The 26,127-nt window shown below is 36.4% G+C and carries 22 protein-coding genes; all 22 read left to right on the forward strand.

Annotated elements, in window-relative coordinates:
* The first annotated feature begins 21 nt into the window (after window positions 1–21).
* The 22 genes from JOC73_RS02335 (at window position 22) to JOC73_RS02440 (ending at window position 26,126) form a co-directional block, all read left to right on the forward strand.
* Window positions 22–1,686, forward strand: coding sequence for a ribonuclease J (locus tag JOC73_RS02335; protein ID WP_204400242.1), 1,665 nt, complete (start codon window positions 22–24; stop codon window positions 1,684–1,686).
* A 281-nt stretch (window positions 1,687–1,967) separates the two neighbouring features.
* Complete coding sequence (locus JOC73_RS02340; protein WP_204400243.1) at window positions 1,968–2,270, forward strand: LysO family transporter; 303 nt, start codon at window positions 1,968–1,970, stop codon at window positions 2,268–2,270.
* Window positions 2,260–2,853 carry a lysine exporter LysO family protein gene (locus JOC73_RS02345; protein ID WP_204400244.1) on the forward strand — a complete coding sequence of 198 codons (594 nt, stop codon included), beginning with the start codon at window positions 2,260–2,262 and terminating at the stop codon, window positions 2,851–2,853. The genes JOC73_RS02340 and JOC73_RS02345 overlap by 11 nt, the downstream gene beginning before the upstream one ends.
* 139 nt (window positions 2,854–2,992) lie before the next feature.
* Window positions 2,993–3,331, forward strand: a complete 339-nt coding sequence (locus tag JOC73_RS02350; RefSeq protein WP_204400245.1) for a YlbF family regulator — start codon at window positions 2,993–2,995, stop codon at window positions 3,329–3,331.
* A gap of 239 nt (window positions 3,332–3,570) precedes the next feature.
* Entirely contained in the window at window positions 3,571–4,224 is a 654-nt protein-coding gene (locus JOC73_RS02355; RefSeq protein ID WP_204400246.1) for an O-methyltransferase, read from the forward strand.
* A gap of 2 nt (window positions 4,225–4,226) precedes the next feature.
* Window positions 4,227–5,453, forward strand: a complete 1,227-nt coding sequence (locus JOC73_RS02360; RefSeq protein ID WP_204400247.1) for a peptidase U32 family protein — start codon at window positions 4,227–4,229, stop codon at window positions 5,451–5,453.
* Window positions 5,454–5,515: 62 nt separating this feature from the next.
* Window positions 5,516–7,240, forward strand: coding sequence for a peptidoglycan D,D-transpeptidase FtsI family protein (locus JOC73_RS02365; protein ID WP_204400248.1), 1,725 nt, complete (start codon window positions 5,516–5,518; stop codon window positions 7,238–7,240).
* A gap of 416 nt (window positions 7,241–7,656) precedes the next feature.
* Window positions 7,657–8,364, forward strand: coding sequence for an RNA polymerase sporulation sigma factor SigK (gene sigK, locus JOC73_RS02370; protein ID WP_204400249.1), 708 nt, complete (start codon window positions 7,657–7,659; stop codon window positions 8,362–8,364).
* Between the two features lie 119 nt (window positions 8,365–8,483).
* Complete coding sequence (locus JOC73_RS02375) at window positions 8,484–8,729, forward strand: hypothetical protein (protein WP_204400250.1); 246 nt, start codon at window positions 8,484–8,486, stop codon at window positions 8,727–8,729.
* A gap of 738 nt (window positions 8,730–9,467) precedes the next feature.
* Window positions 9,468–10,940: an MASE3 domain-containing protein gene (locus JOC73_RS15365; protein ID WP_330613078.1), complete on the forward strand. Its 1,473-nt coding sequence runs from the start codon at window positions 9,468–9,470 to the stop codon at window positions 10,938–10,940.
* Window positions 10,941–11,333: 393 nt separating this feature from the next.
* Window positions 11,334–12,890, forward strand: coding sequence for an ABC-F family ATP-binding cassette domain-containing protein (locus JOC73_RS02385; RefSeq protein ID WP_204400252.1), 1,557 nt, complete (start codon window positions 11,334–11,336; stop codon window positions 12,888–12,890).
* A 445-nt stretch (window positions 12,891–13,335) separates the two neighbouring features.
* Window positions 13,336–14,655: a tetratricopeptide repeat protein gene (locus JOC73_RS02390; RefSeq protein WP_204400253.1), complete on the forward strand. Its 1,320-nt coding sequence runs from the start codon at window positions 13,336–13,338 to the stop codon at window positions 14,653–14,655.
* A gap of 528 nt (window positions 14,656–15,183) precedes the next feature.
* The gene (locus tag JOC73_RS02395; protein WP_204400254.1) at window positions 15,184–17,109 is read left to right on the forward strand and encodes a S8 family serine peptidase; all 1,926 of its coding nucleotides are present in this window, start codon (window positions 15,184–15,186) and stop codon (window positions 17,107–17,109) included.
* Between the two features lie 251 nt (window positions 17,110–17,360).
* On the forward strand, window positions 17,361–17,798 hold the full coding sequence (locus JOC73_RS02400; protein WP_204400255.1) for a GNAT family N-acetyltransferase: 438 nt from the start codon (window positions 17,361–17,363) through the stop codon (window positions 17,796–17,798).
* A gap of 79 nt (window positions 17,799–17,877) precedes the next feature.
* Window positions 17,878–18,420, forward strand: coding sequence for a GNAT family N-acetyltransferase (locus JOC73_RS02405; RefSeq protein ID WP_204400256.1), 543 nt, complete (start codon window positions 17,878–17,880; stop codon window positions 18,418–18,420).
* A 339-nt stretch (window positions 18,421–18,759) separates the two neighbouring features.
* Complete coding sequence (locus JOC73_RS02410) at window positions 18,760–19,185, forward strand: hypothetical protein (protein WP_204400257.1); 426 nt, start codon at window positions 18,760–18,762, stop codon at window positions 19,183–19,185.
* 102 nt (window positions 19,186–19,287) lie between these two features.
* Entirely contained in the window at window positions 19,288–19,791 is a 504-nt protein-coding gene (locus JOC73_RS02415) for a YqeG family HAD IIIA-type phosphatase (RefSeq protein WP_204400258.1), read from the forward strand.
* A gap of 371 nt (window positions 19,792–20,162) precedes the next feature.
* Window positions 20,163–21,842 carry a GspE/PulE family protein gene (locus tag JOC73_RS02420; RefSeq protein ID WP_204400259.1) on the forward strand — a complete coding sequence of 560 codons (1,680 nt, stop codon included), beginning with the start codon at window positions 20,163–20,165 and terminating at the stop codon, window positions 21,840–21,842.
* Between the two features lie 10 nt (window positions 21,843–21,852).
* Window positions 21,853–22,902, forward strand: a complete 1,050-nt coding sequence (locus JOC73_RS02425; protein WP_204400260.1) for a type IV pilus twitching motility protein PilT — start codon at window positions 21,853–21,855, stop codon at window positions 22,900–22,902.
* 46 nt (window positions 22,903–22,948) lie between these two features.
* Window positions 22,949–24,154 (forward strand): type II secretion system F family protein, encoded by a 1,206-nt coding sequence (locus tag JOC73_RS02430; protein WP_204400261.1) that lies wholly within the window; start codon window positions 22,949–22,951, stop codon window positions 24,152–24,154.
* Window positions 24,155–24,236: 82 nt separating this feature from the next.
* Window positions 24,237–24,560 (forward strand): competence type IV pilus major pilin ComGC, encoded by a 324-nt coding sequence (locus JOC73_RS15245; protein ID WP_279381020.1) that lies wholly within the window; start codon window positions 24,237–24,239, stop codon window positions 24,558–24,560.
* A gap of 237 nt (window positions 24,561–24,797) precedes the next feature.
* Window positions 24,798–26,126: a hypothetical protein gene (locus JOC73_RS02440; protein ID WP_204400262.1), complete on the forward strand. Its 1,329-nt coding sequence runs from the start codon at window positions 24,798–24,800 to the stop codon at window positions 26,124–26,126.
* The last annotated feature ends 1 nt before the right edge of the window (window position 26,127 follow it).

Here is a 26,127-nt window from a genome sequence, read left to right on the forward strand (position 1 = left end):
GAGAAAAAGGAGTGACAAGTATTGGGAAGAAAACCAACAAAACTAAAAATAATCCCTCTTGGAGGTCTCAATGAGATAGGGAAAAATATGACTGCAATAGAATTTAAAGATGAAATCATCATCATAGATTGTGGTTTGAGCTTTCCAGAGGATGAGATGCTGGGTATAGACATGGTTATACCTGATATATCCTACTTATTAAAGAACAAAGATAAGGTAAAGGGCATATTTTTAACCCATGGTCATGAAGACCATATTGGAGCATTGCCGTATGTTTTAAAGAAAATTAATCTACCTGTATATGGTACTAGATTAACCCTTGGATTAGTAGAAATCAAGCTTAAGGAACACAAGTTGTCTAACGTACATCTACAAAGAGTCACTCCTGGAGACAGTATTAAGATGGGGAGCTTTGCAGTAGAGTTTATTAGATCCAGCCATAGTATTCCAGATGCTTGCTGTATTGCCATCCATACACCTCTAGGAGTTGTATTCCACACTGGTGACTTTAAGGTAGATTATACACCAATCGCTGGGGAAATGATTGATCTTCATAAAATAGCAGAACTAGGACAAAAAGGTGTCTTGGTAATGTTGGCCGATAGTACTAATGCAGAAAGACGCGGAGCCACCATGTCAGAAAAAAAAGTAGAGGCCACTTTTCAAAATATCTTTAGAAATACAAAACAAAGAATTATCGTTGCCACCTTTGCATCTAACGTTCACAGGGTACAACAGGTTATGGATGCCGCCCAACAACATAACAGAAAAGTTGTTGTCTCTGGAAGAAGTATGGTTAATGTCGTAGGGGTTGCAGAAGAGTTAGGAATCTTAACCTTACCAGAAAACTTACTTATTGATATAGATGAAATGGATCAGTATCAAGACCACGAGCTGGTAATTATCACCACAGGAAGTCAAGGGGAACCAATGGCAGCCTTATCAAGAATGGCAAGCTCAGAGCATAAAAAGCTAGAAATCCAAAAAGGAGATTTGGTCGTATTTTCATCAACACCCATTCCAGGAAATGAAAAACTAGTAAGCCGTGTAGTAAACCAGTTGTTTGAAAAGGGTGCAGATGTTATATATGAAAGTTTGGCAGAAGTCCACGTTTCAGGTCATGCTTGCCAAGAAGAACTCAAGCTCATGCATCGACTTGTAAAACCTAAATATTTCATCCCTGCCCATGGTGAGTTCCGGCACTTAATGAAACATGCCCAATTGGCAGAGGACTTAGGAATGGATAAAGAAAATATATTCATCGCACAAAATGGTAGTATAATTGAATTTACTAAAGACTCAGCTAAGATTAATGGTAGTGTACCAGCAGGTAGAGTTCTAGTAGATGGGCTAGGTGTAGGTGATGTTGGAAATATCGTCCTAAGAGACAGAAAACACCTGGCTGAAGATGGATTAATGGTGGTGGTAGTTACCATTACTAAAGAGAGTGGTAAGATTGTAGCTGGTCCAGACATTATCTCTAGAGGCTTCGTCTATGTAAGGGAGTCGGAGGTACTAATGGTGGAGGCTAAAGATGTGGTTAAGAAGGCACTAGAATTATGTGAGCAGCAAAATCAAAGAGAATGGGCTATCCTAAAAAATGCCATCAGAGATGGATTAAAGGATTTCCTATGGGAGAAAACAAAGCGTCGCCCAATGATTCTGCCCGTTATTATGGAAGTTTAAGAACACGCTGATTAAAAATTACACACTTAAGGAAGATTATATATAATGAAAAATCACTCAAGAAATTGGGTGATTTTTTTATGGAAAATGGGAAGAAATCAGGAGAAAAGAGATTTTATAAAGCATGATAGGATTAGTGCAGTCTTTTTTAACAAAAATATTGAAGAAGCGGAAGGGCAAAGGTAGGTTTGTGGCGAATACTCATAATGTTAGTTTATTGTGTTGATAAAACAAAGTGAATGTAGCAACAAGGATGTCATTCTAATCATGGAGGAAAGTTAATGGACATATTAATCTATTTACTCATATTGTTAGCAGGGGCTTTTCTAGGTTCCAAAGATCAATTAAAGCTACCTTTAATGAACAGGACAAGTGAAGCCCAAACCTTTGCCCTACTGTTTCTACTGTTTATTATGGGGGTTAAAATTGGCATAGACAAAGAAATTATTTATTCCTTTAGTAGAATAGGATTGCAGGGATTTTTATTGGCCTTATCCTCTGTGATTTTCAGTGTTTTAGGAGTCAAAATGATCTCCAATAGAGTATTACGGGTGAAGGAGGGACAGGTGGAGGATGACAATTAGAATATTATTAGCAGTTGTATTAGGTATAGCAGTGGGCTTTTTCGCCTTTCCAGCTTTTTTAGTACCCCATATGGGATTAATGATCAATATTGGGCTATGGCTTTTACTATTCTTTGTGGGGATTGATATCGGAAGACAGAAGGATATCCTTGAAAAAATAAAAAAAATGGGAGTAAAGGTTTTGTTGGTGCCTATGATGATCGGAGTTGGCAGTATAGTAGGTACAATGCTGATGGGGCTTATCATAAAGATGCCCCTAAAGGAGGCAGGCGCCATCGGAGCAGGTTTTGGATGGTATACCCTGTCGGCCATAGAGTTATCTAAGCATAGTGCCGAGTTGGGAACATTGGCATTTGTTACTAATGTTAGTCGAGAAGTCATTGCCCTAGTCACGATACCTCTAATCGCCAAGTATATCGGGAAAGTGGAGAGTATTGCACCAGCAGGGGCCACTGCTATGGATACAACCCTGCCAATCATTTCAAGAGCCACCGATGGCACAGTTGCTATCATTTCTTTTATAACTGGAGTTGCGCTATCTACTATGGTTCCTATACTTGTGCCTTTAATTATGTCCCTGTAGGGGATTGATTTTTAGGGGATTTTAATGTACAATAGAACAATATATGCGAGTTATTATGTAAACTATTCTTCCTTCTAGGTCATTAAAACTTTCTATATAACTTATTACACTATTCAGAACGTAAAAGGGGGCTTAATAAATGAATGTCTACGATAAAGCACATCAGTTGGCAAAGGCACTAAAGGAAAGTATCGAATATAAGTCATTCAAAGAGCTTCAAAAGAAACTTGAAGAAAACCCTGAAATTAAAGAAATGATGGAGGATTTTAAAAAACATCGTTTTGAAGTCCAAAGTGCTCAAATGAGGGGGCAACAAGTTGAGGCTGACAAATTAACAAAGCTAGAGGAACTTCAAAGACATATTATGGAGGAAGCTATTGTAGCTGAGTATATAGAGGCAGAATATCGATTTACTCAAATGGTGACAGACATCTACAAGATCATAGGGGAATCAATAGAGGTGGATATTAAAGGGTAAGAAAAAGAATAATAAACATAACAACTATCTACAGTTTGTTCAACTATCTCTGGCAGTCTTAGGACTGCCTTTACTTATTCTTTACGTCCAGTTAGTATTAAGCCAAAGAATAAATCATAACAGTGATTGTTTTTTTTTCGAGTAAATAATATAATAAGACGTGAAAATAGAGGTAATAATTTCTATAGAGGCTTTTTTTCTATAGAAATTTTTTATTGTTAATCAAAGGAGTGTTACTGGTGAGTAATATTACAAATGAATTTGTAGAAAGCTATATAAGAGAGCTTTTACCAGAAGAAGAAGGATTGTTCAGGGATATGGAAATCTACGCAGAGGAACATCATGTCCCAATTGTCCATAAAGAAGTAGCGGCTTTACTTCACGTCCTCACAAAATCCGTTGGCGCAAAAAAAGTATTAGAGGTAGGGACTGCCATTGCCTACTCTTCTTTACTTTTTTGTAGAGCTATGGGTCATGATGGGCACATTACCACTATTGAGAGAAATGAAGACATGATTCATCAAGCCAAGTTAAATATTAAAAAAGCTAGTGCAGAAGAACAAGTAAGACTGCTTCAAGGGGATGCAGAAGAAATATTACGCTTCCTACAGGGGAGCTATGACGTGATCTTCCTAGATGGAGCAAAGGGTCAATATAATGACTTTTTAAGCGATTGTCTCCATTTATTAAAGCCAGGGGGACTTCTAATTTCCGACAACATTCTTTACAAAGGAATGATTGCCACCGATGATTTAGTGGTAAGAAGAAAAAGAACCATCGTCAATCGCATGAGGAGTTATCTTGAAACAATTTGCGACCATCCCCAATTGGAGACAAGTATTATTCCCATCGGTGATGGATTAGCCCTAAGTTATAAAAGGCAGGAGGAGTAGGTATGAGGAATATAGAACTATTGGCACCAGCTGGAGATTTAGAGAGATTAAAGATTGCAGTCCTTTATGGTGCTGACGCGGTATATGTAGGGGGACAAATCTTTGGATTGAGGGCTGCTGCAAAAAATTTCTCAATAGAAGAATTAGCAGAAGGGGTGAAATTTGCCCATGAAAGGGGAGCCAAGATATTTGTCACCGCCAATATCATACCCCACAATGATGATTTATCGGAGTTACCAGAGTACTTAATAAGGTTATACGAAATTGGAGTAGACGCAGTAATCGTCTCTGACCCAGGAACCTTTTCTATTGTAAAGGAGATTGTACCGGAAATGGAGATTCATATTAGTACCCAAGCCAATAATGTGAACTATAGAACAGTAAAGTTCTGGTACGACCAAGGGGCTGCAAGGGTAGTATTGGCTAGGGAGCTGAACTTTGATGAAATAAATGAAATTCGTAGTCAGATTCCAGATGATCTAGAACTGGAAGCCTTTGTTCATGGGGCTATGTGTATCTCCTATTCAGGTCGCTGTCTTCTAAGCAACTATATGGCAAATCGTGATGCCAATAGAGGAGAATGTGCTCAACCCTGTCGTTGGAAGTATCATATTGTAGAGGAAAAAAGACCAGGGGAATATATGCCTGTCTATGAGGACGAGCATGGAACATATATCATGAATTCAAAGGATTTATGTATGATAGAATTCATACCAAAAATTATTGAATCGGGAATTAATAGTTTAAAAATAGAGGGGCGAATGAAGACAACCTTTTATGTGGCCACAGTGGTAAGAGCATATCGCCTGGCAATTGACAGCTATCTAAAGGACCCAGAAAATTGGGAGTGTCGTGAAGAATGGCTAGAGGAAATAAGAACAGCCAGCCATAGAGACTTTACTACGGGTTTCTATCATGAAAAACCAGATAAAAATGAACATTTATATACAGAAAAATCCTATGTTAGAAATTATGACTTCATAGGAATGGTATTGGATTTTGATGCTATTGAAGGTATTGCAACAATAGAACAAAGAAATCGTTTCTTCAGTGGGGATGCTATTGAAATCATTGGACCCCATAAGGAAGTAATGAAGTCAGTTATTGAAAAAATGTGGGATGAAAACGGTAATGAAATTGAAGTAGCTCCCCATCCAAAGCAGATTGTAAAAATAAAGATTGATCAGGTGGTTGAACCTTATCACCTTCTGCGAAAAAAGTTAGAATAAGAATAAAAGTTTACTCCCCTATGTTTTTGGCGATAATACAGAAAAAACATAGGGGGTTTTTTATGCCAAGATCAAGGAAAGACCACACTAAAAGAGACAGTGAAGAAGGGGCAATAGTCAATCGTAAAAGATTAATCATCATGGGGATGGTGGCCTCAATTATGATTGTAGCCTTAATGGGTCGGCTCTTTTATATTCAAATCATGAAAAATGATCTCTACACTACAGAGGTCAACAAGCAAAGAAATATCTCCATTCCCCTTTCCAGTGGTAGGGGTATCATATATGATCGAAACCTAATCCCTTTGACGGATAGAACTGAGGAAACAATAGGGGTAATCTTTCCACAGCTATTTCAAAGCAATAGAGAGAACTTATCCTTCCTCAGTAGTTTGACGGGAGTTTCTACTATTGAATTGAATAGCAGAATAAAGCGGGCAAAACATATAATGGAAATTCCGATGAAGCAGGAGCTGGACTGGAATGATCGGCGTTTGGTGAATACCAGAGGGTTTTTTGTTATTGAAAAAAGAAGTCGATATGATACCAAAAATCTACTCAGCCATGTGATAGGATATATCGGCCTAGTGGATAAAAGAGGTATGTCAGGGCTTGAAAGATCCATGGAGGATGTCTTGGCTGGACAAGGTACAAAGTCTATTGCAGCAGTGCTAGATGGACGTAAGAGGCTCCTGCCTGGGGAAGGCTATACTGTTGTCAATACCAACAAAGATGAAAAACATATCAAACTGACGGTTGATTATCACATTCAAGCAATTGTGGAGGCGGCTCTAGACAAGCAAGAAAGTAGAGGGGCTGTAGTGGTCAGTGATGTGGAGACAGGGGAAATACTTGCTATGGCAAGTCGACCAAATTTTAATCCCTATAACATAAGTAAGCACCTCAATAGTAAAGGAGATGAATTATTTAACAAAGGGATTCAAATGACCTTCCCCCCTGGCTCAATATTTAAAATAGTGGTGGCTGCTGCAGCCCTAGAGGAAGGACTTGTGGATCTAGATGAAGTATTCTTTTGTGATGGAGTAGAAGAGGTAGGGAATGTAGCCATCCGCTGTAATTCCCATAGCCAAGGGGGCAATGGAGAAATTACCTTTCAGGAGGCCTTTGCAAACTCCTGTAACTCCACCTTTATTCAAGTAGGGCAGAGGATTGGGGCAGAAAAAATTATGGAAATGGCCGAGCATTTAGGCTTTAATCATAAATTAAATATTGGTTTAATAGAGGAAGAAAAGGGAAATCTTCCAACGGGAGATTATTTAAAAGGACCTGCCATAGGCAATATATCCATAGGACAAGGGCAAATAGAAGCCACCCCCCTACAAATTAATCAACTAACGCAAATCATTGCCAATGGTGGTAGAAGAAGGACACTCTATCTAATTGATGAAGTAGTGAATAACCTTCAGGAGAAAGTAGAGATGGCATTATTAGAAGAAGTAAAGGTACAGGCACGACAGTTTGAAAAAGAACCATTGAAAAAAGAAACGATTAAAAAACTACAATATATGATGGGCTTAGTCATGCAAAAGGGAACTGGCAAGGGAATCGGTGAAGAATTAGCAAAATCATCAGCTGGAAAGACGGGGACAGCCCAATCTACAGAAAAGGGTCAATCGGTGCTCCACGCATGGTTTACAGGCTACTATCCTACAGACAAACCAAAGTACGCCGTTACAGTTTTTCTCCAAAATGGAAGGTCTGGTGGAGGAAATGCAGTACCTGTTTTTCGAGAGATTGTGGTGAAGATGAAGGAGTTGGGGTATTGATATTCTCAAAACAAGCATATGACAACCCCTAAAGTTGAATCACCAAATACAAAAGTAAAAGTTCTAGTGCTCCCAATGAATTGGGGGCTTTTTTTGCCGTTACGCTATATCTATTTGTGATAATGTTATAATGACATAAATCTGATGACGACTGGATAAATCGACAAAAAAACAACAGTATTTACCAAATAAAGAGAAAATAATATTTTATGGATTTGATGATAGTCATGAATATTTCCATAGAATAGTGATGAAATTGTAATTATTTGCAGCAAAAAATCAAAAAAGAAAATAAGCTTTAAAAAAAGACCAATGCTGACAAACCTAAAATTTTCAGTACATGCACATTTGTAGATAATGAATCATAATATTTAAAGTGACCTATCATATAGGTTGTTCAAGGAGGTGTTATCTACATGTGGGCTTTAATGACTGGAATGGTTCCTTTAGTGTTTAAACCTTTAATGTTGGCAGTATCTTATATTTGCAGCAGTACATCCTTCCCTCAACCTCTGACCCCAGAAGAGGAAGCCATTTACTTAGAAAAATATGAGGCTGGAGATGAAGAAGCTAGAAATGTTCTCGTGGAGAGAAATCTAAGGCTAGTCGCTCACATAGTGAAAAAGTATTCCAATATTGGCGTTGATTCTGATGATCTGATTTCTATTGGTACAATTGGATTAATAAAAGGAATCACAACCTTTAATCGGAACAAAGGTACACGATTAGCCACCTATGCAGCTAGATGCATAGAAAACGAGATACTGATGACTATAAGATCCAGCAAAAAAATCAAAACAGAAGTATCACTACAGGAACCAATAGGAATGGATAAGGAGGGCAATGAAATATCTCTTCTTGATCTACTCGGGACAGAAGCGGATAAAGTACTAGAGGAAGTAGAACTAAAAATGCAAATTAAACGATTGTATAACAAGATGGCTTCCGTCTTGAAGAAAAGAGAACGGATTGTGATAGAACTTAGATACGGCATTTGTAATGGAGGCTGTATGACCCAGAAGGAAATAGCAAAGATGCTGGGAATTTCAAGATCATATGTCTCTAGAATTGAAAAGCGAGCAGTAAAAAAATTATACAAATCCTTCCAAAATAGAGATAATTAAAGGGGAAAAGGATGATACTGATAAAGCAGCTATGCTGCTTTAAATTTTTTTGCCAAATAACATTTACACAGAACATGTGTTCTGATACAATGAGATATAATAAGATAAGAGGTGAGAATATGGTTGATTTCCTATTAAATTATTCCTTGGTAAATAAGACTCCTATAACCATCATGTATCAAAAGGGAATGGAAATTACTCAAAGGAACATAAGGGTCATTAAAATCACTGAGAATTTGATACAGGGGTATTGTTATACAAGGAAGACAACCCGAAATTTTACGAAAGACAATATATTAGCAGCTATGAATACCCACTTGGCTTCTTCGGCATTAGCAGATGAAGTAAGGAAATTGAATTGTTAACTAAAGAAGTATTATATAAATTGATAAAAAATAAATGAGGTTACGTTGACCTTCGGCATTAAAGGGGGACTAAAACACCTGAATCAAGCATAACCTCATCTATTAAAAGTATCGCCAGATGATTGTGTTCTATACACATATCCGAAAAAATAACTAATTGATTAGGGAAAATAGAAGTGTTGATTTTGTGAAGAGTTACTAAGTCTATGAAAATGAGCAAAGATCTATTGGTAGCAATGGAAGAGAAAGATGCACCAAAACAATAAAATAGACTTACTTATTAATACTATTATATTAGTATGAGGAGAGAATTATCATTTGTTTTTGGGAAAACAGTCATAGAATGTATAAGGGAAAATTCATAGTTAACTACCGATACATAAAATTTATCTTATTTAGTCGAAATTAGTAAAATATTAATATAATAGAAGGAAAAGTGCACTTCTATGAAGAAAAATAAAGTAAGGGATGAGTCACTAAGCAACTAAAGGTAGTTTGAGAATTCCGCTAAGTCATAAAATGAGGGGTGATTAATTTGCAGACTATTAGTAAAGAGAAAAGTACTGTTAAAGTTAATGTAGAATTAGTTAAACTAGGATTATTATGGGCTACTATTATAGGCATCTTTACCCTCGTTGAAATGTTTGAATCAAAGATATATTGGGTTTTTGACTCAGTGCCTTTTCTGCATCTTCATTCTTTGTTAGAATTTATAACAATCATTATTTATTTTGTCTTATTTACAGTCACTATTATACCTACACTAAAACACATAGGACAAGATTATTGGTATTTTCCATGACTTTTTTTATGATGGGATGGTTGGATTTTTTTCATATCATGACCTACAACGGAATGGAGGGGCTATTTGTAGAGGCATCTACACCACGGGCCACTACATATTGGATAATTTCTAGAACAATTCAGTCTGTTGGAATTTTGCTAGCAACAATGATTTCCTATAGACACAAGTCTATGCATAATCAAAGCAATTATTTAATAGCCACCAGCATGATTACATTTCTAGTGTTTTATTTAGTTAGTTTCCAAATCCAAATTTTCCCTCCACTGTTTATTGAGGGGAAAGGACTTACTCCGCTTAAAATATATTTAGAATATGGGATTATCATCACTTTTCTGTTATCTGCCATTCTTATGTGGAGAGATTTCCGGAGAACCCAAAATAAATATTTCATGATTTTTATCGTAGGATTAGTTTATGCTATTTTTACAGAAGTAGCTTTTACCCTGTATCGTAGTGTTTATGATACCTACAATGTTATTGGGCATATTTACAAGATTATCAGTGGATACTATCTTTTTAAGGGAATTTTCCTCTACAATCTAGAAAATCACTTTAGGCAACTGGCCGATGCTAAGGAAACAATTAAACTTCATGCTGAAAATTTAGAAAAGATTATTGCAGAAAGAACGATGGAGGTCCGTCGTAATAATGAAAAAATGATAGTGGACTTAGAATATGCAAAATTAGTACAGCAATCGCTACTGCCTCCAGAGTCTGTAATCATCAATGACGTGAAATTTGTGTCCTGTAATTATCCCTGTGAAAAGCTCAGTGGTGATTTCTATTATATCCATAAGATTGATGAAGAAAATATTGGATTGGTGATCGCTGATGTTTCAGGCCATGGGGTATCCGCAGCCATGATGACGGTGTTTACAGAAAGGGTGATTCGACACAACTATTATCGTAAAAGGGATGGAGGATACATTACTTCTGGTGAAACACTACAGCATTTGTATAATCAATTCAATCAAGCTCAATTCCCTGATGAAATGCATATTGTTCTGTTTAATGCCATCTACAATACCACGACAATGGAAATATCCTACTGTTCAGGAGGGATGAATACCATACCAATCCTATTCAGGAAATCAGGAGAAATAGAGTATTTAAAAAATAGTGAGGGTTTCCCAATCTGTAAAATGGGGGAATTCTTTCAACCAAACTATAAGGACGCAAAAGTGCTTTTAAATAAAGGAGATCGAATCATATTTTTCACCGATGGTCTTACGGAATCCATTAAATCTGAAAATCTCATCTCCAAGCAACGGTTAATAGAAATAATGAAAAGCAATAATCAAGAAGATTTAAGTGTGTTGAAAAGTAAAATAGACCAAGAAATCAGTGATGTGACCATTACAAATGAAAATGATGATGATATAACATATTTTATAATGGAAGCCTAAGATGCCTGTTGAAAAGGCATTATCTTCTGTGTCACTGCAAAGCCTCAGCACCCTTGCGTATTATGATACGCGGCGTTCGCTGAAGCTTTTTGTTCCTTGAATCTAACGCCATTTGAACAGGCATCTGTGTTAGTTGAAAAGACATTATCTTCTGTGTCACTGCAAAGCCTCAGCACCCTTGCGTATTATGATACGCGGCGTTCGCTGAAGCTTTTTTTTCCTTGAATCTAGCGCCTTTTGAACAGGCATCTGTGTTAGTTGAAAAGACATTATCTTCTGCTTTAAGTTTAAATTATAAATGCCTTTTTCTAATAAAAGTAATTGAGAATATACAGCATATCTAGTACAATGGTAAGGTAGAAAACGATACTAAAGATAGAAAAGGGGAAAGATATGAGCGTTTTAACTGTTACTGAAATGAGTCATGGTTTTGGGGCCAGAAAGATATTTCAAGATGTATCCTTCCGATTATTAAAGGGGGAGCATGTAGGGTTAGTTGGTGCTAACGGTGAGGGTAAATCAACCTTTTTAGATATTATCACTGGGAAGTTAATGCCCGATGCAGGTAATGTTGAATGGTCTAACCGTGTAACTGTAGGATATTTAGATCAGCATACGGTTTTAACAAAGGGAAAAACCATCAGAGAAGCCTTGAGGGAGGCTTTTCAAGGAATGTTTGACCTAGAAGCAGAAATGCTTAAAATTTATGAAGATATGGCGGAGGCATCTGAAGAAGAGTTAGTCAAAATGATGGAGGATGTAGGAGAAATCCAAAGTATATTAGAAAGCAATAGTTTTTATATGATTGATGCTAAAATAGAAGAAATAGCTAACGGACTTGGACTAAGAGAAATAGGATTAGATAAAGACGTGGCGGACTTAAGTGGTGGACAAAGAACAAAGGTGTTATTAACTAAATTGTTATTACAGAATCCTACTATTTTAATCCTAGATGAGCCCACAAACTATTTAGATGTTGAGCACATTGAGTGGTTAAAAAGATATCTGAAGGACTATGAAAATGCCTTTATCTTAGTTTCCCACGACGTACCTTTTATGAATGATGTGGTGAATGTAATCTATCATGTGGTAAATGCAACCCTTACCCGATACACTGGCGATTACGATTCATTTATGAAACTTTATGAAATCAAAAAACAACAACAGCAACAGGCCTATGAAAGGCAGCAACAGGAAGTTGAGAGATTAGAAGATTTTATAGCCCGTAATAAGGCCCGTATATCTACTACTGGTAGAGCTAAGAGTAGACAAAAACAACTTGATAAAATGGAACGACTAGAAAGACCGAGGGAAAAAGTTAAGCCTACATTCCAATTCATGGAGGCTAGAACACCTGGTAAATTAATTTTCCAGGCTACGGATTTAGTCATTGGGTATGATGAACCACTTACCAAACCTCTAAATGTTACCCTAGAAAGAGGTAAAAAGGTAGCAATTCGAGGGGTTAATGGTCTGGGTAAATCAACGTTGTTAAGAACCCTATTAGGAATATTAAAGCCTGTAGCAGGTAGAGTAGAAATGGGAGACTATTTGTTCCCAGGTTATTTTGAGCAGGAAAGCGGTCGTGACAATAATAACACAGCTATTGAAGAAATCTGGGAAGAATATCCTGGTCTTACAAATTTTGAAGTAAGGCAAGCGTTGGCAAAGTGTGGCTTAACAAATGAACACATAACCAGTCAAATGATGGTCTTGAGTGGTGGTGAGAATGCAAAAGTTAGACTGTGTAAACTTATGTTAAGAGAAATTAATTGGTTGATACTGGATGAGCCCACAAACCACCTTGATGTTGACGCAAAAGAAGAACTAAAACGAGCATTAAAAGAGTTTAAAGGAACGGTTTTATTAGTTTCCCATGAGCCAGATTTTTATGAAGACTGGGTAACTGATGTATGGAATGTAGAGGATTGGACCACTAAAATAGTATAATTATGATATGCAAAAATAGGATCTGCTAAAGTGTAGGTCCTATTTTTTTCACATAAATTTAGCGTATTATAAAAAAATTAAATGTTATTGGTGTGACAAAATTTAGCCCCCTCAAATTTATCAAAAATTTCAAATTAGATTTATCTATTGAGATAGATTATTGAAATTAGAGGATTGAATAAATATACAGTTTACATTTAACGAAATTTAATAAATTTTATTTGTAAAATCTTTAGACAAGCGAGAATATATTTGTTAATATAAATAAATAGGGGACATTGTATGAAACAAATTCAAATAAAGAATAATTACTAATTTTCTAGGTGATAATATTTTGTATATCTATTTAATAAATAATAGGGGTCTGATTATTATTTTTTCTTTAAAATAAGTTTTATATACTACAACGAACACCACTTTTAAAAAAATGAGAGGAGGGATTTTGATGGAGATTTTAAGTCCGGGAAAAAAAATTAAGATTTTAAGAAAGAAACTAGGTCTTAGACAGGATCAACTTACAGATGAAAGAATTACTAGAAGTTTGATTAGCATGATTGAAAATGGTAAGAGAAGATTAAATCGTAAAACTGCAACAATCATCGCTATAAAATTAAACGGCTTCTATAAAAATTTAGGACAAGAAATTACTCCTGAATACTTGCTGGAATCTGAAGAACAACAGGCTAGTAATATTGTAGATGAAAACATGGATAGCCTAAAGCCGATTTTAAAGAATAAAAAAGAAGCAGATCAACAGCATGTATTCGAAAGTTTTGAAAGGATGATAGAATTAGCAAACCAGTGGGAGCTACAGGAGAAGGAAGCAGAAATATTCATTATCCGTGGTAAGTACTATTTTGACAAAGGAGAGTACAACTTAACGCTGGCAGACTACTTTAATTCATTAGAGTATTATATAGCTGCTAGAAAAGTGGAGTATATTGCTATACTTTATATCAGGATATCTAAATGCTATATTAAAATGTCTTTATTTGAACAGGCGGCCTTCTATGGCGATAAAGCCTATTTATTAGCCGATAGTACTAAATTACCCAATAGCAATGAGATTAAAGCTAAATCATTGTTTAATAAAATTGTCTGTTATGGGAAAACTGCAAAATTTGATTTAACACTACAAGAAATCGAAAAATTTAAGAACCTAAAGTATGCAAATGATTCACTACACGATGAGGTAACATTAATTGAAGCTGAAACATTCTTCTATTTAAAGAATTATGAAAAGGCTAAAAAAATTTATGAGAGATTACTACATAGGGAAAGCAAAATTGATATTGATACTTTAATAAGGATTTTTGAAAATGCTTCCATGCTCTATAATAAGATTGGGGAACCAAGTAATGCTCGGGGAGCACTGAAAAAGGCTGTCTCTTATAAAGAGCAAATAGAAGAACAACGGGTTGGTATATTCTTATTAAACATAGCCCATTCCTACTATAAAATTAATGACTTTGATGGTGCAATCCACTTGCTAGATGAAATAATGTTGATTTCCAAAGAGAAAAATCTTAGCGAAATTTTATTAACAGATGCATACATACTTTCCTCGGAGATATACAAAGCTAGGCAGTCGTTTTTACAGGCTGAAGAATATTTATTGAAGTCCGAATATTATCTTGAGAAAAATAACTGTAGAAGTAAATTAAATGTGGTTTATAGTTTGTTAGGAGAACTTTACTGTGATATGGGCAATATCAATGCAAGTAAAGTGTATTTTCAAAAAATTAGAAACAATCAAAGGGCATAAGACTTACATAAGCACCAGAGGGAAAAGGTTTTCCTGATGGTGTTTTTTACGTAAAAAAAATAATAAAATCACACTTATAAAAATAAATGAGTGAATCGGAGCGATGGTGAGATATTAGGAGATAGGATGTAAAAATTAGTAATAATTAACTGTAAATAAAATATTTGGAACTTGTCAAAAAATTCAGAATACTATAAATTGGTATTGTAGGGTAATAGTATGCCAAAATTTTAATAGACACAACACGCCCTGCTGAGCAAGTGTGAACTCATATCTTTGTGTAGAGGGGGTGAAAAGTTGTTAGGAGGGGCCATAAAAAAAAGCTTGGTCCACCATGTTTAGATTGCCGACCAGAGCAATACTTTTATTAGGGGGACAAGCTTTTTTACATTTTAACACAAATAACCATATTATGAAACCTGAATTTTTAGAACAAGCTGTGAAATTTGTCGAGGGATTGTAATAAAGCAGCTACCTAATAAGAGGGCACTACAGTTTCTTATTTAAAAAAATTAAGGAGGTCATTGTATGATTAAGAAATCGTTTAGTCTTTTGAGCGTACTATTAGTCGTAGTACTTTTGGTAGGTAGTTTTTCTTTTGCTAACCAAGCAGTTGAAGGCGCTGAATTGGAATTCGTGGGGTTAGGAGCTGCTAATAGTCTAAAATCGGTAAGTTCTTCAGGAGCCAGTTTAGTATATGAAGATGAAATGAATAATATTCCAAAAGGAATAAGAAAAAAGTTTGAAGTTCATGATGGAAAAACTTATATTCTTGAGTTTAATGGACCAATCACGGAAGATCAAAAGAAGGAATTAACTGCAATGAAGGTTGTAATCGGAGATTATATTCCTCAATACAGCTTCATCGTCCAAGCTGATGCTTCTGTTGCAGAGGAGGTTCTTCAATTAGACTTTATTAAAGGAATTAAACCCTTCTTAGCAATCTACAAGATTGATCCTAAGTTATTTGAAAAGGGTATGTCTGCATTAGCTAAAGCAAATATTGAGTACTTTACTGCTAATGGTAAAGCTGAAAATAGACATCAATCAGTTAAAAAGAAGATGGATTCGATATTGGACTTAGCTTTATCTCACGAAGTTGTATCAATTACAGCTGAAGAAGAGTTCCAAGTATTCAACCAAGAAGCTGATAAGATCATCAAGTCGGATGTTTTAAGAAACAGCACTGGACTAAATGGTACAGGACAAATCGTGGCTGTTTGTGATACTGGTCTTTCAAGAGGTAAGAATGACAGTTCAATGCACTTAGACTTCCAAGGTAGAATTAAGGCAATCTATGCTTTAGGAAGATCCACAGCAGATGACCCCCATGGTCATGGCACCCACGTTGCTGGTTCTGTTTTAGGATCTGGCGCAAGATCTAGTGGTGCCCATAAGGGGATAGCTCCAGGGGCTACTTTAGTATTTCAATCTGTACTTGATAGTGCTGGCGGATTAGGTGGATTACCGTCTAACCTAAATGACTTATTTGCACAAGCTTGGAATCAAGGGGCTAGAATCCACACGAATTCTTGGGGATCTGACGTAGCTGGTGCTTATACAACTAGCTCTAGACAAGTTGACGAGTATGTTTGGAACAATGATATGACGATACTTATTGCAAATGGTAATGCTGGTCCAAGCACTAAAACAGTAGGAAGTCCTGCAACTGCTAAAAATGCAATCTCAGTTGGAGCTTCTGAGAATTACAGACCATCCTTTGGTTCTCTTGCTGACAATATTAATCAAATGGCTTCCTTCTCCTCTAGAGGGTATACAAAAGATGGTAGAGTAAAGCCAGATGTAGTCGCTCCAGGGACCTATATTTTATCTACAAGATCTGAGCTGGCTGGAGATAGCTCCTTTTGGGCAAATTATAATAGCTACTACGCATATATGGGGGGGACTTCTATGGCAACTCCTGTAACTGCAGGTGCGGTAGCCTTATTAAGGGAAAACTTTATCAGTGTTAGGGGAATTACTCCTAAGCCATCTTTAATCAAAGCTGCGTTAATCGCAAGTGCAACTGATATGGGAATGGGCTACCCAAGCCCTCACCAAGGATGGGGTAGAGTAAACATTGACAAGGCCACAAGAGTAGCTTATGTAAATGAAGGTACTGGATTAGCAACAGGTCAAAGTGCTAACTATACTTTCAATGCAACTGCTGGGAAACCACTTAAGTTCACTTTAGTATGGACTGACTATCCAGGTAGTACAACAGCTACTAATGCATTAGTTAACGATATCGACTTAATCATCACTGCACCAGATGGAACTCAATATGTTGGTAATGACTTCTCTTCTCCATACAACAACAACTGGGATTACAAAAACAACGTTGAGAATGTGTTTATCAATAGCCCTCAAAGTGGTACTTACCAAATTGAGATAAACGCATATAACGTACCTCAAGGACCACAAAAGTTCTCTTTAGCGGTAATCAACGAGTAAAAAAACATTTGAAAACTCTCCTGGTATAATTACAGGGGAGTTTTCTTATGGCATAAGTAATTAAGATAAAAAAATATTTATTTGAATATTTTGAAGATGTGGTTTATTATGGAATAAATAACTATTGAGTATACTAAATTTAAGGTTTTTAGAAATAGCTGAATAATTAATTTTTAATACGATGTAAAGTAATATTAAGCACAACTATAATTAGAGAACTAAGTAAAATAAGAAATTCAAGGGGGATAATAATGACGGGAATATATAAAATGGACAAAGAGGATTTAATGAAATATGCCGAGTTGTATGTAGAGCTTTTTAATGCTGAACCATGGAACGATAGATGGACGGTAGCAACAGCTTATAAAAGACTGGAGAATATCTATAATACTCCCCATTTTGTAGGAATGAAATATCTAGAAAGTGGAGAAATAAAAGGAGCTATTTTTGGTAATTGTCAACAATGGTATTTGGGGATGCATTACAATTTAATGGAGATGTTTGTAGTAGCTGATTCACAGGGGAAGGGAATCGGAGCTAGTCTTATGATGACATTAGAAACTGAGTTAAAGCTCCTAGGAGTGAATACAATTATCTTGTTTACCTCCAAGGATGAAACTGATGTCTTTTATAAAAAACAGGGATTTAAAGAATTAGGTTTTATGTGTATGATGGAAAAAGGAATATAAGTATATACACAAATAAAAAGATGTAATGCCAAAGTAGAAAAATGATATAAACAAAGTGAGTATCAGGGGAGGATTGTAAATGATGGAAAAGCAAAAGATCAATTTAAAGAATGGGAAAATTTTAACCATTAGGGAAGCAAATAAATCTGATGCTGGAAAAATTATTACATATATCAACACAATAGCTGGAGAATCGGATTTTTTAACATTTGGAATAGGTGAATTTCATATGACAGTAGAAATGGAAGAGGAGATGATAGATAAAATCTCAAAGCAAAGGAATGCTCTCTTTATTGTGGCAGAAGTGGAAGGTGAAATAGTTGGAAATTTAAGTTTTTCTGGAGGAGCTAGACCACGGGTAGAGCATACAGGGGAGTTTGGTGTGAGTGTCTTAAAAGAATATTGGGGAATGGGAATTGGGAAAAATTTAGTAGAATGTTTGATTCAATGGAGTAAAGAAACGTCTATTATAAGAAAAATTAATTTAAGAGTAAGGGAAGACCATATTAGAGGTATAAATCTTTACCAATGGTTAGGTTTTGTAGTTGAAGGTAGAAAAACAAGAGAGTTTTATGTGGATGGGAAGTTCTATGATGCTATATTGATGGGCTTGCAAATCTAGTCTAGTCTGTTGAAGGGTCATGATTTTCTGCGTCACTGCAACAATCAGGTATCCTTGCGTATTATTTATACGTGGCGGTGCCTTATTATTTTGTTCCATAAAAACTTATTATCAATCAAAAGGACTGTAGAAATCAGGACTATACTCCTAGGGACTGAAGCTGAAAAAATTATAGAAAAAGCCCGCTATACAAGGAGAAATGTTGAAAAATGCTTATTTCCTAGGAAATCTATTGCTGAGGAAATAAAATAAACCGATACTGGTAAATATGTTATAATATTTATATAATATTAGATGCAATTTAGTGTCCTATTTAAAATTCTTAAAGGATGTGGGGCTATGAAGAGCAATAGGATAAAAGTAAAAACCTGTAGAAAATGTAAAACACCAATCCATGAAAATTCATTGCAGGATTATTGCTCCACCTGCTTTAAAATTGTAGAGGAGATATTTGATAAAATTAGAGAATATTTGAGAGAATATCCAGGTTCTACCGCATTTGAGATAGAACAAAGATTAGGGATCCCGGTTCATGTGGTGAATAATTTTGTCAGGGATGGACGATTGGTTGAGATTACTAACTTAAACTTAAATCTTCAATGCTTGAGATGTGATGGCTTACTTTTATCGGCCCATCATAAGTATTGTCCAGGATGCGAGGAGGAAATGATGAGGAGTTTTCAAGATGCAAAGGATTCTTTGACAAAACCACAAGATAAAAGGCTTGATGGAGGAAAAATGAGGTTTAAAACCTATTGGGATTAGGGCACAACTGGGTTTTCCCAGTACATATATTCTTGATTAATTAATTTATTAAAATTGGTAATAATAAAACTAATATATATAAAAGGATAATGGGGTGAAAAAGTGAAACTATTAACGCCAGATTTATACGTGGAATCTGTATTTCATTTAAATCTAAATCAATTAAAACAAAGAAATATCAAGGGGCTTATTATTGATATTGACAATACCTTAGTAGCATGGGATAAGAAATTTGCCAGTGAAGAAACAAAGCAATGGCTTCTTAAACTTGAAAAAGAAGGATTTAAAGTGTGCTTGGTATCAAATAATACTGAGGATCGTGTAGTTAAATTTAATGAAGAATTAAAACTTCAAGCGATTCATCGGGCAGTAAAACCTCGTCTTGGGGCTTTTAAAAGGGCAATGTCTATGATGAATACAAGTGTTAATAACACAGCGATTATTGGAGATCAGCTTTTTACTGATGTTTTAGGTGGAAATCGAATGGGAATTTATACAGTTTTAGTTATACCCATTGTAAGTAAAGAGTTTTGGTGGACAGAGTTTGTAAGAAAAATAGAAAAACATATTTTAAAGATGGTAGTCCCCCAAAGAAAAGGGGATTAATATATTTTGCTTGTAAAACCGTGGTGAAATTAGTTGCCTCGGTTTTTATTTTGTTTAATATTGTTGAATGAAATATATGTTTAATTAAATCTTATGGATAAAAAGAAGGATTATGAATAAAATTGTAGAATTAAATATACATAGAGGTGGGTATTTATTAGAAAGAGCGTTGCATGAAAATTAATAATAAAAAAAGATACAAATGATGTGCAGATATATGTGGACGCCTTATGCTGTACTGATGTAGTGGCGTAACCGGCTAACAATATATACCTAATATAGTGTTAGTTTTTTATTTTTTATCTAGCATTAATATTACGGTGGAAGGTTTCTTAGACAGTTTAACTGAATGTTATAAAAGAGGGATGCATATGGCAGCTAAAAATAAAAGACTAGGGGATTTGCTGATTGATGCGGGTCTAATTACCCAAGAGCAATTGCAAAAGGTATTACAGTTACAAAAGGCCACTGGCAAAAAAATTGGTGAAGCATTGATAGACGAAGGGTACGTACAGGAGACTCAGATCATCGAAGTTCTGGAGTTCCAATTGGGCATACCCCATTTAGATTTAAAGAAATATCTTATTCAGTCGGATGTTCCGAGGTTGATTAGTGAACGTTTAGCCAAGAGACACAAATTAATTCCAGTGAAAAAAGATGGAGATAAGCTGATGGTCGCCATGGCGGACCCTTTGAATATTTTTGCAATTGACGATGTCAAAATAGCTACAGGTTTGGAGATTGTTCCTGCCATTACTACTAAGAAGAATGTAGAGGATGCTATTGCCCGTTACTATGGTAGAGAAAGTGCAGAGGAAGCCATCAGGGACTTTAGAAAGGAATATGAAATAGATGGAGTTGAGGAACTAGAAAACAACTCTTTAAACGAAGTCAGTAATGCTCCGATGGTAAGACTGGTGAATTCTTTTATCAAACAAGCAGTAAAGTTAAAGGCCAGTGACATCCACATTGAACCATCTGAAAATAACTTGAGGATTCGTTATAGAATAGATGGGGATTTGCAAGAGATTATGACTGTGGCAAAATCTGCCCATTTGGCTATTGTTTCTAGGATCAAGATTCTTGGGAAAATGGATATAGCTGAAAAAAGACTACCTCAAGATGGTAGGATTGAAATGATGGTGGAGGATCGAGAAGTGGATATGCGGATTTCAGTACTACCTACTGTGTTTGGAGAAAAGGTAGTGATTAGAATATTGGATAGAAGTAGCTTTGTACTTTCAAAGACTCAACTGGGGTTTACAGAATCCAACATGAAAAGCTTTGAACGGATTATAAAAAAACCCTATGGTATTATATTAGTCACTGGGCCTACTGGTAGTGGGAAAACCACAACTTTATACGCAGCATTGAAGGAGTTAAATCAAATTAACAGAAATATTGTAACGGTAGAGGATCCTGTGGAATATCGTCTATCGGGTATCAATCAAGTACAGGTAAACAATAAAGCAGGACTTGACTTTGCCAGTGGATTGCGGTCTATTTTAAGACAAGACCCTGATGTAATTATGATTGGGGAAATACGGGATGCTGAGACAGCTCAAATAGCTGTAAGGGCATCTATTACAGGACATTTAGTATTGAGTACAATGCACACAAATGATACTACCTCTACTGTGACGAGATTGGTGGATATGGGAATCGAGCCTTATCTTGTTTCTTCTTCTGTGGTGGGAATTATTGCCCAAAGGCTTATTAAAAAAATCTGTGGATCATGTAAATACACTTACATGTCAAACCCTTCAGAAATGGCATTGTTGGGATTAACTGAAGAGATTTTGTTGCAGAAGGGTAAAGGGTGCAATGAGTGCAATTATACAGGGTATAGGGGGCGACAGGCTGTACAGGAAATCTTGCCTGTTAATGAAGCTATTAGAAGATTAATTGATGAAAGGGCTAGTTTAGATAATATTCGGAAAACAGCCTTTCTGCAGGGGATGACATCCTTGAGGGAAAATTGCAAGGATTTAGTTTTAGAAGGGGTAACCACTACTGACGAACTAATTCGAGTTGCCTATGGATTAGACTAGGAGGAATAGGATGGACATAACTACACTGTTGAAGGAAACGATAGATTCAAAAGCATCAGATTTACATATAACTGTTGCAGTTCCCCCTATCATTAGGGTCAATGGGGAACTGAATAGGATAGGTAATGACATTGTTTCTATAGAAAACGCCACCAAAATGGTAAAGGAGCTTCTTTCGGAGGAGGAATTTTTACAGTTGGAAAAACAGGGGGAGATTGATTTAACCTACTCTTGCCCTGGGCTGGGACGATTTAGAGTAAACGCCTACAAACAGAGGGGCGCTTTTAGTATGGCCTTAAGGGTTGTACCTCCAACCGTACCAACAATAGAGAGTTTGGGGTTATCTCCAGTAATTAAAGATTTAGCAGTAAAGAAAAGGGGACTTGTACTAGTTACAGGACCAACTGGTAGTGGGAAATCCACTACTTTAGCTTCCATGATTGACTTTATCAATCGAGATCGAAATTGTCATATTTTAACCCTTGAGGACCCAATAGAATACATGCATAGCCATAATCGGTCTATTGTTAATCAAAGGGAAATCGGACATGATTCTAAAAACTTTGCCAATGCCTTAAGGGCAGCTTTACGTCAGGACCCTGATGTGATTTTAGTGGGGGAAATGAGGGATATCGAGACAATAAGTATTGCCATCACAGCAGCTGAGACAGGGCATTTGGTTTTGTCTACCCTTCATACATTAGGTGCACCAAAGACCATAGACCGTATTATAGATGTTTTCCCACCCCATCAACAACAACAGATCCGGGTACAATTGGCTAGTGTCTTAGAGGGTGTTATCTCACAGCAATTAGTACCTAAAGCAGACCAATCGGGGCGGGTAGCAGCTTTGGAGGTAATGGTGGCTACCAATGCCATTAGAAGCTTAATCAGGGAGGGTAAGACCCATCAAATCCAAACTTCTATTCAAACTGGTGCGAAATATGGAATGCAAACTATGGAGGTAGCCTTAGCAGAGTTACAGCAGAAGGGTTTAATTACTAAAGAGGATGCTTTATCCAATTCGTTTAACCAAGATATGATTTCTCGATATATTTAGTTTAATAGATTTAAATAGACAAGAGACTCTAAAAAGGGGTGATGCCATGCCCATTTATCAATACAAGGCAATAACAAAGCAAGGAGAAAAAATACAAGGAACATTTCAAGCAAATAATAAAGGTGAAGTCATCTCCATGCTAAGACAAAACGAGTATTATCCTCTGGAGATTAATATCAACAGAAATGATGGAAATTTATTAAGATATTCTTTCTTGAAAAGGATTAGCAGTAGGGACTTAGCGATTTTCTGTAGGCAGTTTTACACAATGCTACATGCGGGAGTTCCTATTGTCAATAGTCTAGACGTTTTGAAGCAACAGACGGAAAACAAAACCCTTAAGAGAGTACTAGATGATGTATTTGGAAATATCCAAAGGGGGATTACATTTTCAGATGCCCTCCGTAGCCATCGGAGGGTTGTGCCAGAGCTATTAATTAATATGATTGAGGCTGGGGAAATGAGTGGAAACCTAGACGGAATTTTTGAGCGAATGGCAAAGCACTATGAAAAGGAAACTAAAATCGGTAATAAAATACGGGGAGCTATGGTGTATCCAGCTATCCTAACGGTTGTATCAATTTTAGTCATTATTTTTCTACTTACATTTGTAATGCCGACTTTTATCAGTATGTTTGAAGGTAGCGATACAGTATTACCCTTACCTACAAGGGTTTTATTGACAATTAGCCATACAATGACCCATTACTGGTATTTTTATTTAATATCTTTTCTACTATTAGGATACGGGTTTCATAAATTGATGGAGCAGGAAATGATAAGAAAAAAGGTAGATGGCTGGAAGCTTAAAATCCCTGTCGTTAGGAAAACTGTCCAAAAGGTGGTGACATCCAGATTTACTAGAACCCTATCTACACTGCTTTATAGTGGAATCCCATTGATTCAAGCGTTGGAGAGTGCTTCAAGGGTAGTGGGGAATAAAGTGGTGGAGGAAGGTATTAAAGTTGCCATAGACGATATTTCAAAAGGTGCCAGTTTAGCCCATCCAGTTAAACGAATGGGGGTTTTTCCACCAATGTTGATTTCTATGATTCAGGTTGGGGAAGAGTCGGGAGCTCTAGACGAAATATTGGACAAGACTGCAGATTTCTATGATGATGAGACTGAAACAGCCCTACAAAAGATGACGACATTGTTGGAACCCCTGATGATTGTTGTGATGGCGCTAGTGATTGGATTTATTGTGGTTTCTATGATACTACCTATGTTTGATATGCTGAAAACAGTGTAATAGATAAATATGGAATGTAATTAAGTTTTAAATTTGGTGAACCACCAAAATAACATATATATAAAAAGGGAGGAAATTTAAAATGATGAAGATCTTTAGAAAAAGATTAAACAACAGAAAAGGATTCACTTTAATTGAGCTTATTGTGGTTATTGCAATTTTAGGTATTTTGGCGGCGATTGCCGTGCCGAGACTAGGGGGATTTAGAGATACGGCTCAAACCCAAGCTGAGGCAACTAATGTAAAAGTTATTGAAAGTGCGGTGGCAATATATCATGCTGCTAATGGATCATATCCTGCAAATGTAGCTGCCTTAACTCAATACTTAGAAGCTGATATTATTAATCAATATACAAATTATGTTATTGATCAAAATACTGGCAAGGTTACACCTCCAGCTAGCTAAGTCGTATAAAGTCGAAAGAGAGTCAAAGGAGGAGGAGTCAAAGGGGACGGTTCCTTTTGACTCCATTAATAGGTATTAGGGTCAGTGGAGAATTCTACTGGCCCTTTTGTTTTCCAAATTATTGAAATTGCAGGATTTCTCTCAATAAAAGAAGGATACAAAGAAAATATATCGAATACTCTAAGTAGCAATTATTATGTCGTTTTCTAAGAGTTTTAATCGAAAGAGGTGTTGGATATGAATATAAGGGAAGAAAAGGGTGGTGGACTCATTTTGGTAATTGTAGTCATGGCAGTGTTGATGATACTAGCCACTTCATTTCTGTTTCTTACCACCTCTGAAGGAAAACTAACAGCTCGATATCATTATAAAATTCAGGCTTATCACTATGCCATGTCAGGGATAGAGTTTGCCTTTGAAGTCCTCAATGATAATTTTTTAAATGGTAGTCTTGAGGAAGGGTTTCCAGAGGAAAGTTTCCCTGTCTACTTTAATGGTAGTTTGGAGACTGGATTAGAAGTAGGACAGTTAAATACCAGTGAAATTTCTGTAGAGATTTTAGCTGATGAGACAGGATTATTAATTAAATCGACGGGGCGTATGGGAGACTTAGATGAAATGCTATCTGTAAGAATACCTAAAATTATTGGTGACGAAGGTGGGGGTAGCGGTGGAGAAAGACCCAACATACCTCCAAACCAAGGGGTGATTATTACCAATGACATTAGCCTTAAGGGTAGTGCTAAGATTATTGGAAATGCAACCTTAGGAGGAAGTGTACATACTACAGGGGCTGCTACGATCACAGGTGGAATAACAGTTGGAACCAACCTAAATTTCCCTATGCCAACCTATCCTCCATATCCTGAGGAGCTTCCTTCGCCATTGAATGTTCCACCTGTAAGTAATGGAAATTTAGTGGTGGGGCAATATCCCCATCAGCAATATACCATCAATGGGGATGGTGAGTATAACAAGTTACAGATTGTTAGTAATGGAACTCTGAAAATTGATGTTGGGGAAGGAACCAGAATACTTCGGGTAAAGCAACTGGATATACAACAGGGGCATATCCTGCTTCAGGGCAGTGGAAGATTAATTCTCTATCTAGAGAACTCTTTTAATCTAAATGGAACCATTAATAACATGGGGAATAGTAATAACCTATTGGGTGATCCTCAACAACTAACGCTTTTTTATGGAGGGAATACCCTTCTAGAATTGAATGGCAGTGATGTTTTTGTAGGGGATTTGTTTTGTAAAACTGCTAATATAAAAATCACTGGTGGTTCCTCAATGTTGGGTAACGCCGTCGTAGGAGGAAGTACTGTTGATATTCAGGGTGGTACTGATGTAAAAATGCCCTTGCTTTATGCTCCAAATGCCCATGTAGAAGTCATTGGAGGCAGTCGCGTTGAAGGTGTGGTTGTAGCAAAGTCTCTAGAAGGTGCTGGAAACGGTAGAATTATAGGCAATGATACAGAAGTTTTATTTCCAGAATCAATTTGGGGAAATACCAATGGGGGTAGTGGAGACTCCTTTGGATCACCCGTCTGGGGGAATTAGA

This window comes from Alkaliphilus hydrothermalis, assembly GCF_016908555.1.
Lineage (GTDB): Bacteria > Bacillota > Clostridia > Peptostreptococcales > Natronincolaceae > Alkaliphilus > Alkaliphilus hydrothermalis.

Bases quoted from the DNA above. Each gene is read 5' to 3' on its own strand.
- JOC73_RS02340 (WP_204400243.1), top strand. From the start codon at position 1,968: ATGGACATATTAATCTATTTACTCATATTGTTAGCAGGGGCTTTTCTA.
- JOC73_RS02345 (WP_204400244.1), top strand. From the start codon at position 2,260: ATGACAATTAGAATATTATTAGCAGTTGTATTAGGTATAGCAGTGGGC.
- JOC73_RS02350 (WP_204400245.1), top strand. From the start codon at position 2,993: ATGAATGTCTACGATAAAGCACATCAGTTGGCAAAGGCACTAAAGGAA.
- JOC73_RS02360 (WP_204400247.1), top strand. From the start codon at position 4,227: ATGAGGAATATAGAACTATTGGCACCAGCTGGAGATTTAGAGAGATTA.
- JOC73_RS02365 (WP_204400248.1), top strand. From the start codon at position 5,516: ATGCCAAGATCAAGGAAAGACCACACTAAAAGAGACAGTGAAGAAGGG.
- sigK (WP_204400249.1), top strand. From the start codon at position 7,657: ATGTGGGCTTTAATGACTGGAATGGTTCCTTTAGTGTTTAAACCTTTA.
- JOC73_RS02375 (WP_204400250.1), top strand. From the start codon at position 8,484: ATGGTTGATTTCCTATTAAATTATTCCTTGGTAAATAAGACTCCTATA.
- JOC73_RS02385 (WP_204400252.1), top strand. From the start codon at position 11,334: ATGAGCGTTTTAACTGTTACTGAAATGAGTCATGGTTTTGGGGCCAGA.
- JOC73_RS02390 (WP_204400253.1), top strand. From the start codon at position 13,336: ATGGAGATTTTAAGTCCGGGAAAAAAAATTAAGATTTTAAGAAAGAAA.
- JOC73_RS02395 (WP_204400254.1), top strand. From the start codon at position 15,184: ATGATTAAGAAATCGTTTAGTCTTTTGAGCGTACTATTAGTCGTAGTA.
- JOC73_RS02400 (WP_204400255.1), top strand. From the start codon at position 17,361: ATGACGGGAATATATAAAATGGACAAAGAGGATTTAATGAAATATGCC.
- JOC73_RS02405 (WP_204400256.1), top strand. From the start codon at position 17,878: ATGATGGAAAAGCAAAAGATCAATTTAAAGAATGGGAAAATTTTAACC.
- JOC73_RS02410 (WP_204400257.1), top strand. From the start codon at position 18,760: ATGAAGAGCAATAGGATAAAAGTAAAAACCTGTAGAAAATGTAAAACA.
- JOC73_RS02420 (WP_204400259.1), top strand. From the start codon at position 20,163: ATGGCAGCTAAAAATAAAAGACTAGGGGATTTGCTGATTGATGCGGGT.
- JOC73_RS02425 (WP_204400260.1), top strand. From the start codon at position 21,853: ATGGACATAACTACACTGTTGAAGGAAACGATAGATTCAAAAGCATCA.
- JOC73_RS02430 (WP_204400261.1), top strand. From the start codon at position 22,949: ATGCCCATTTATCAATACAAGGCAATAACAAAGCAAGGAGAAAAAATA.
- JOC73_RS15245 (WP_279381020.1), top strand. From the start codon at position 24,237: ATGATGAAGATCTTTAGAAAAAGATTAAACAACAGAAAAGGATTCACT.
- JOC73_RS02440 (WP_204400262.1), top strand. From the start codon at position 24,798: ATGAATATAAGGGAAGAAAAGGGTGGTGGACTCATTTTGGTAATTGTA.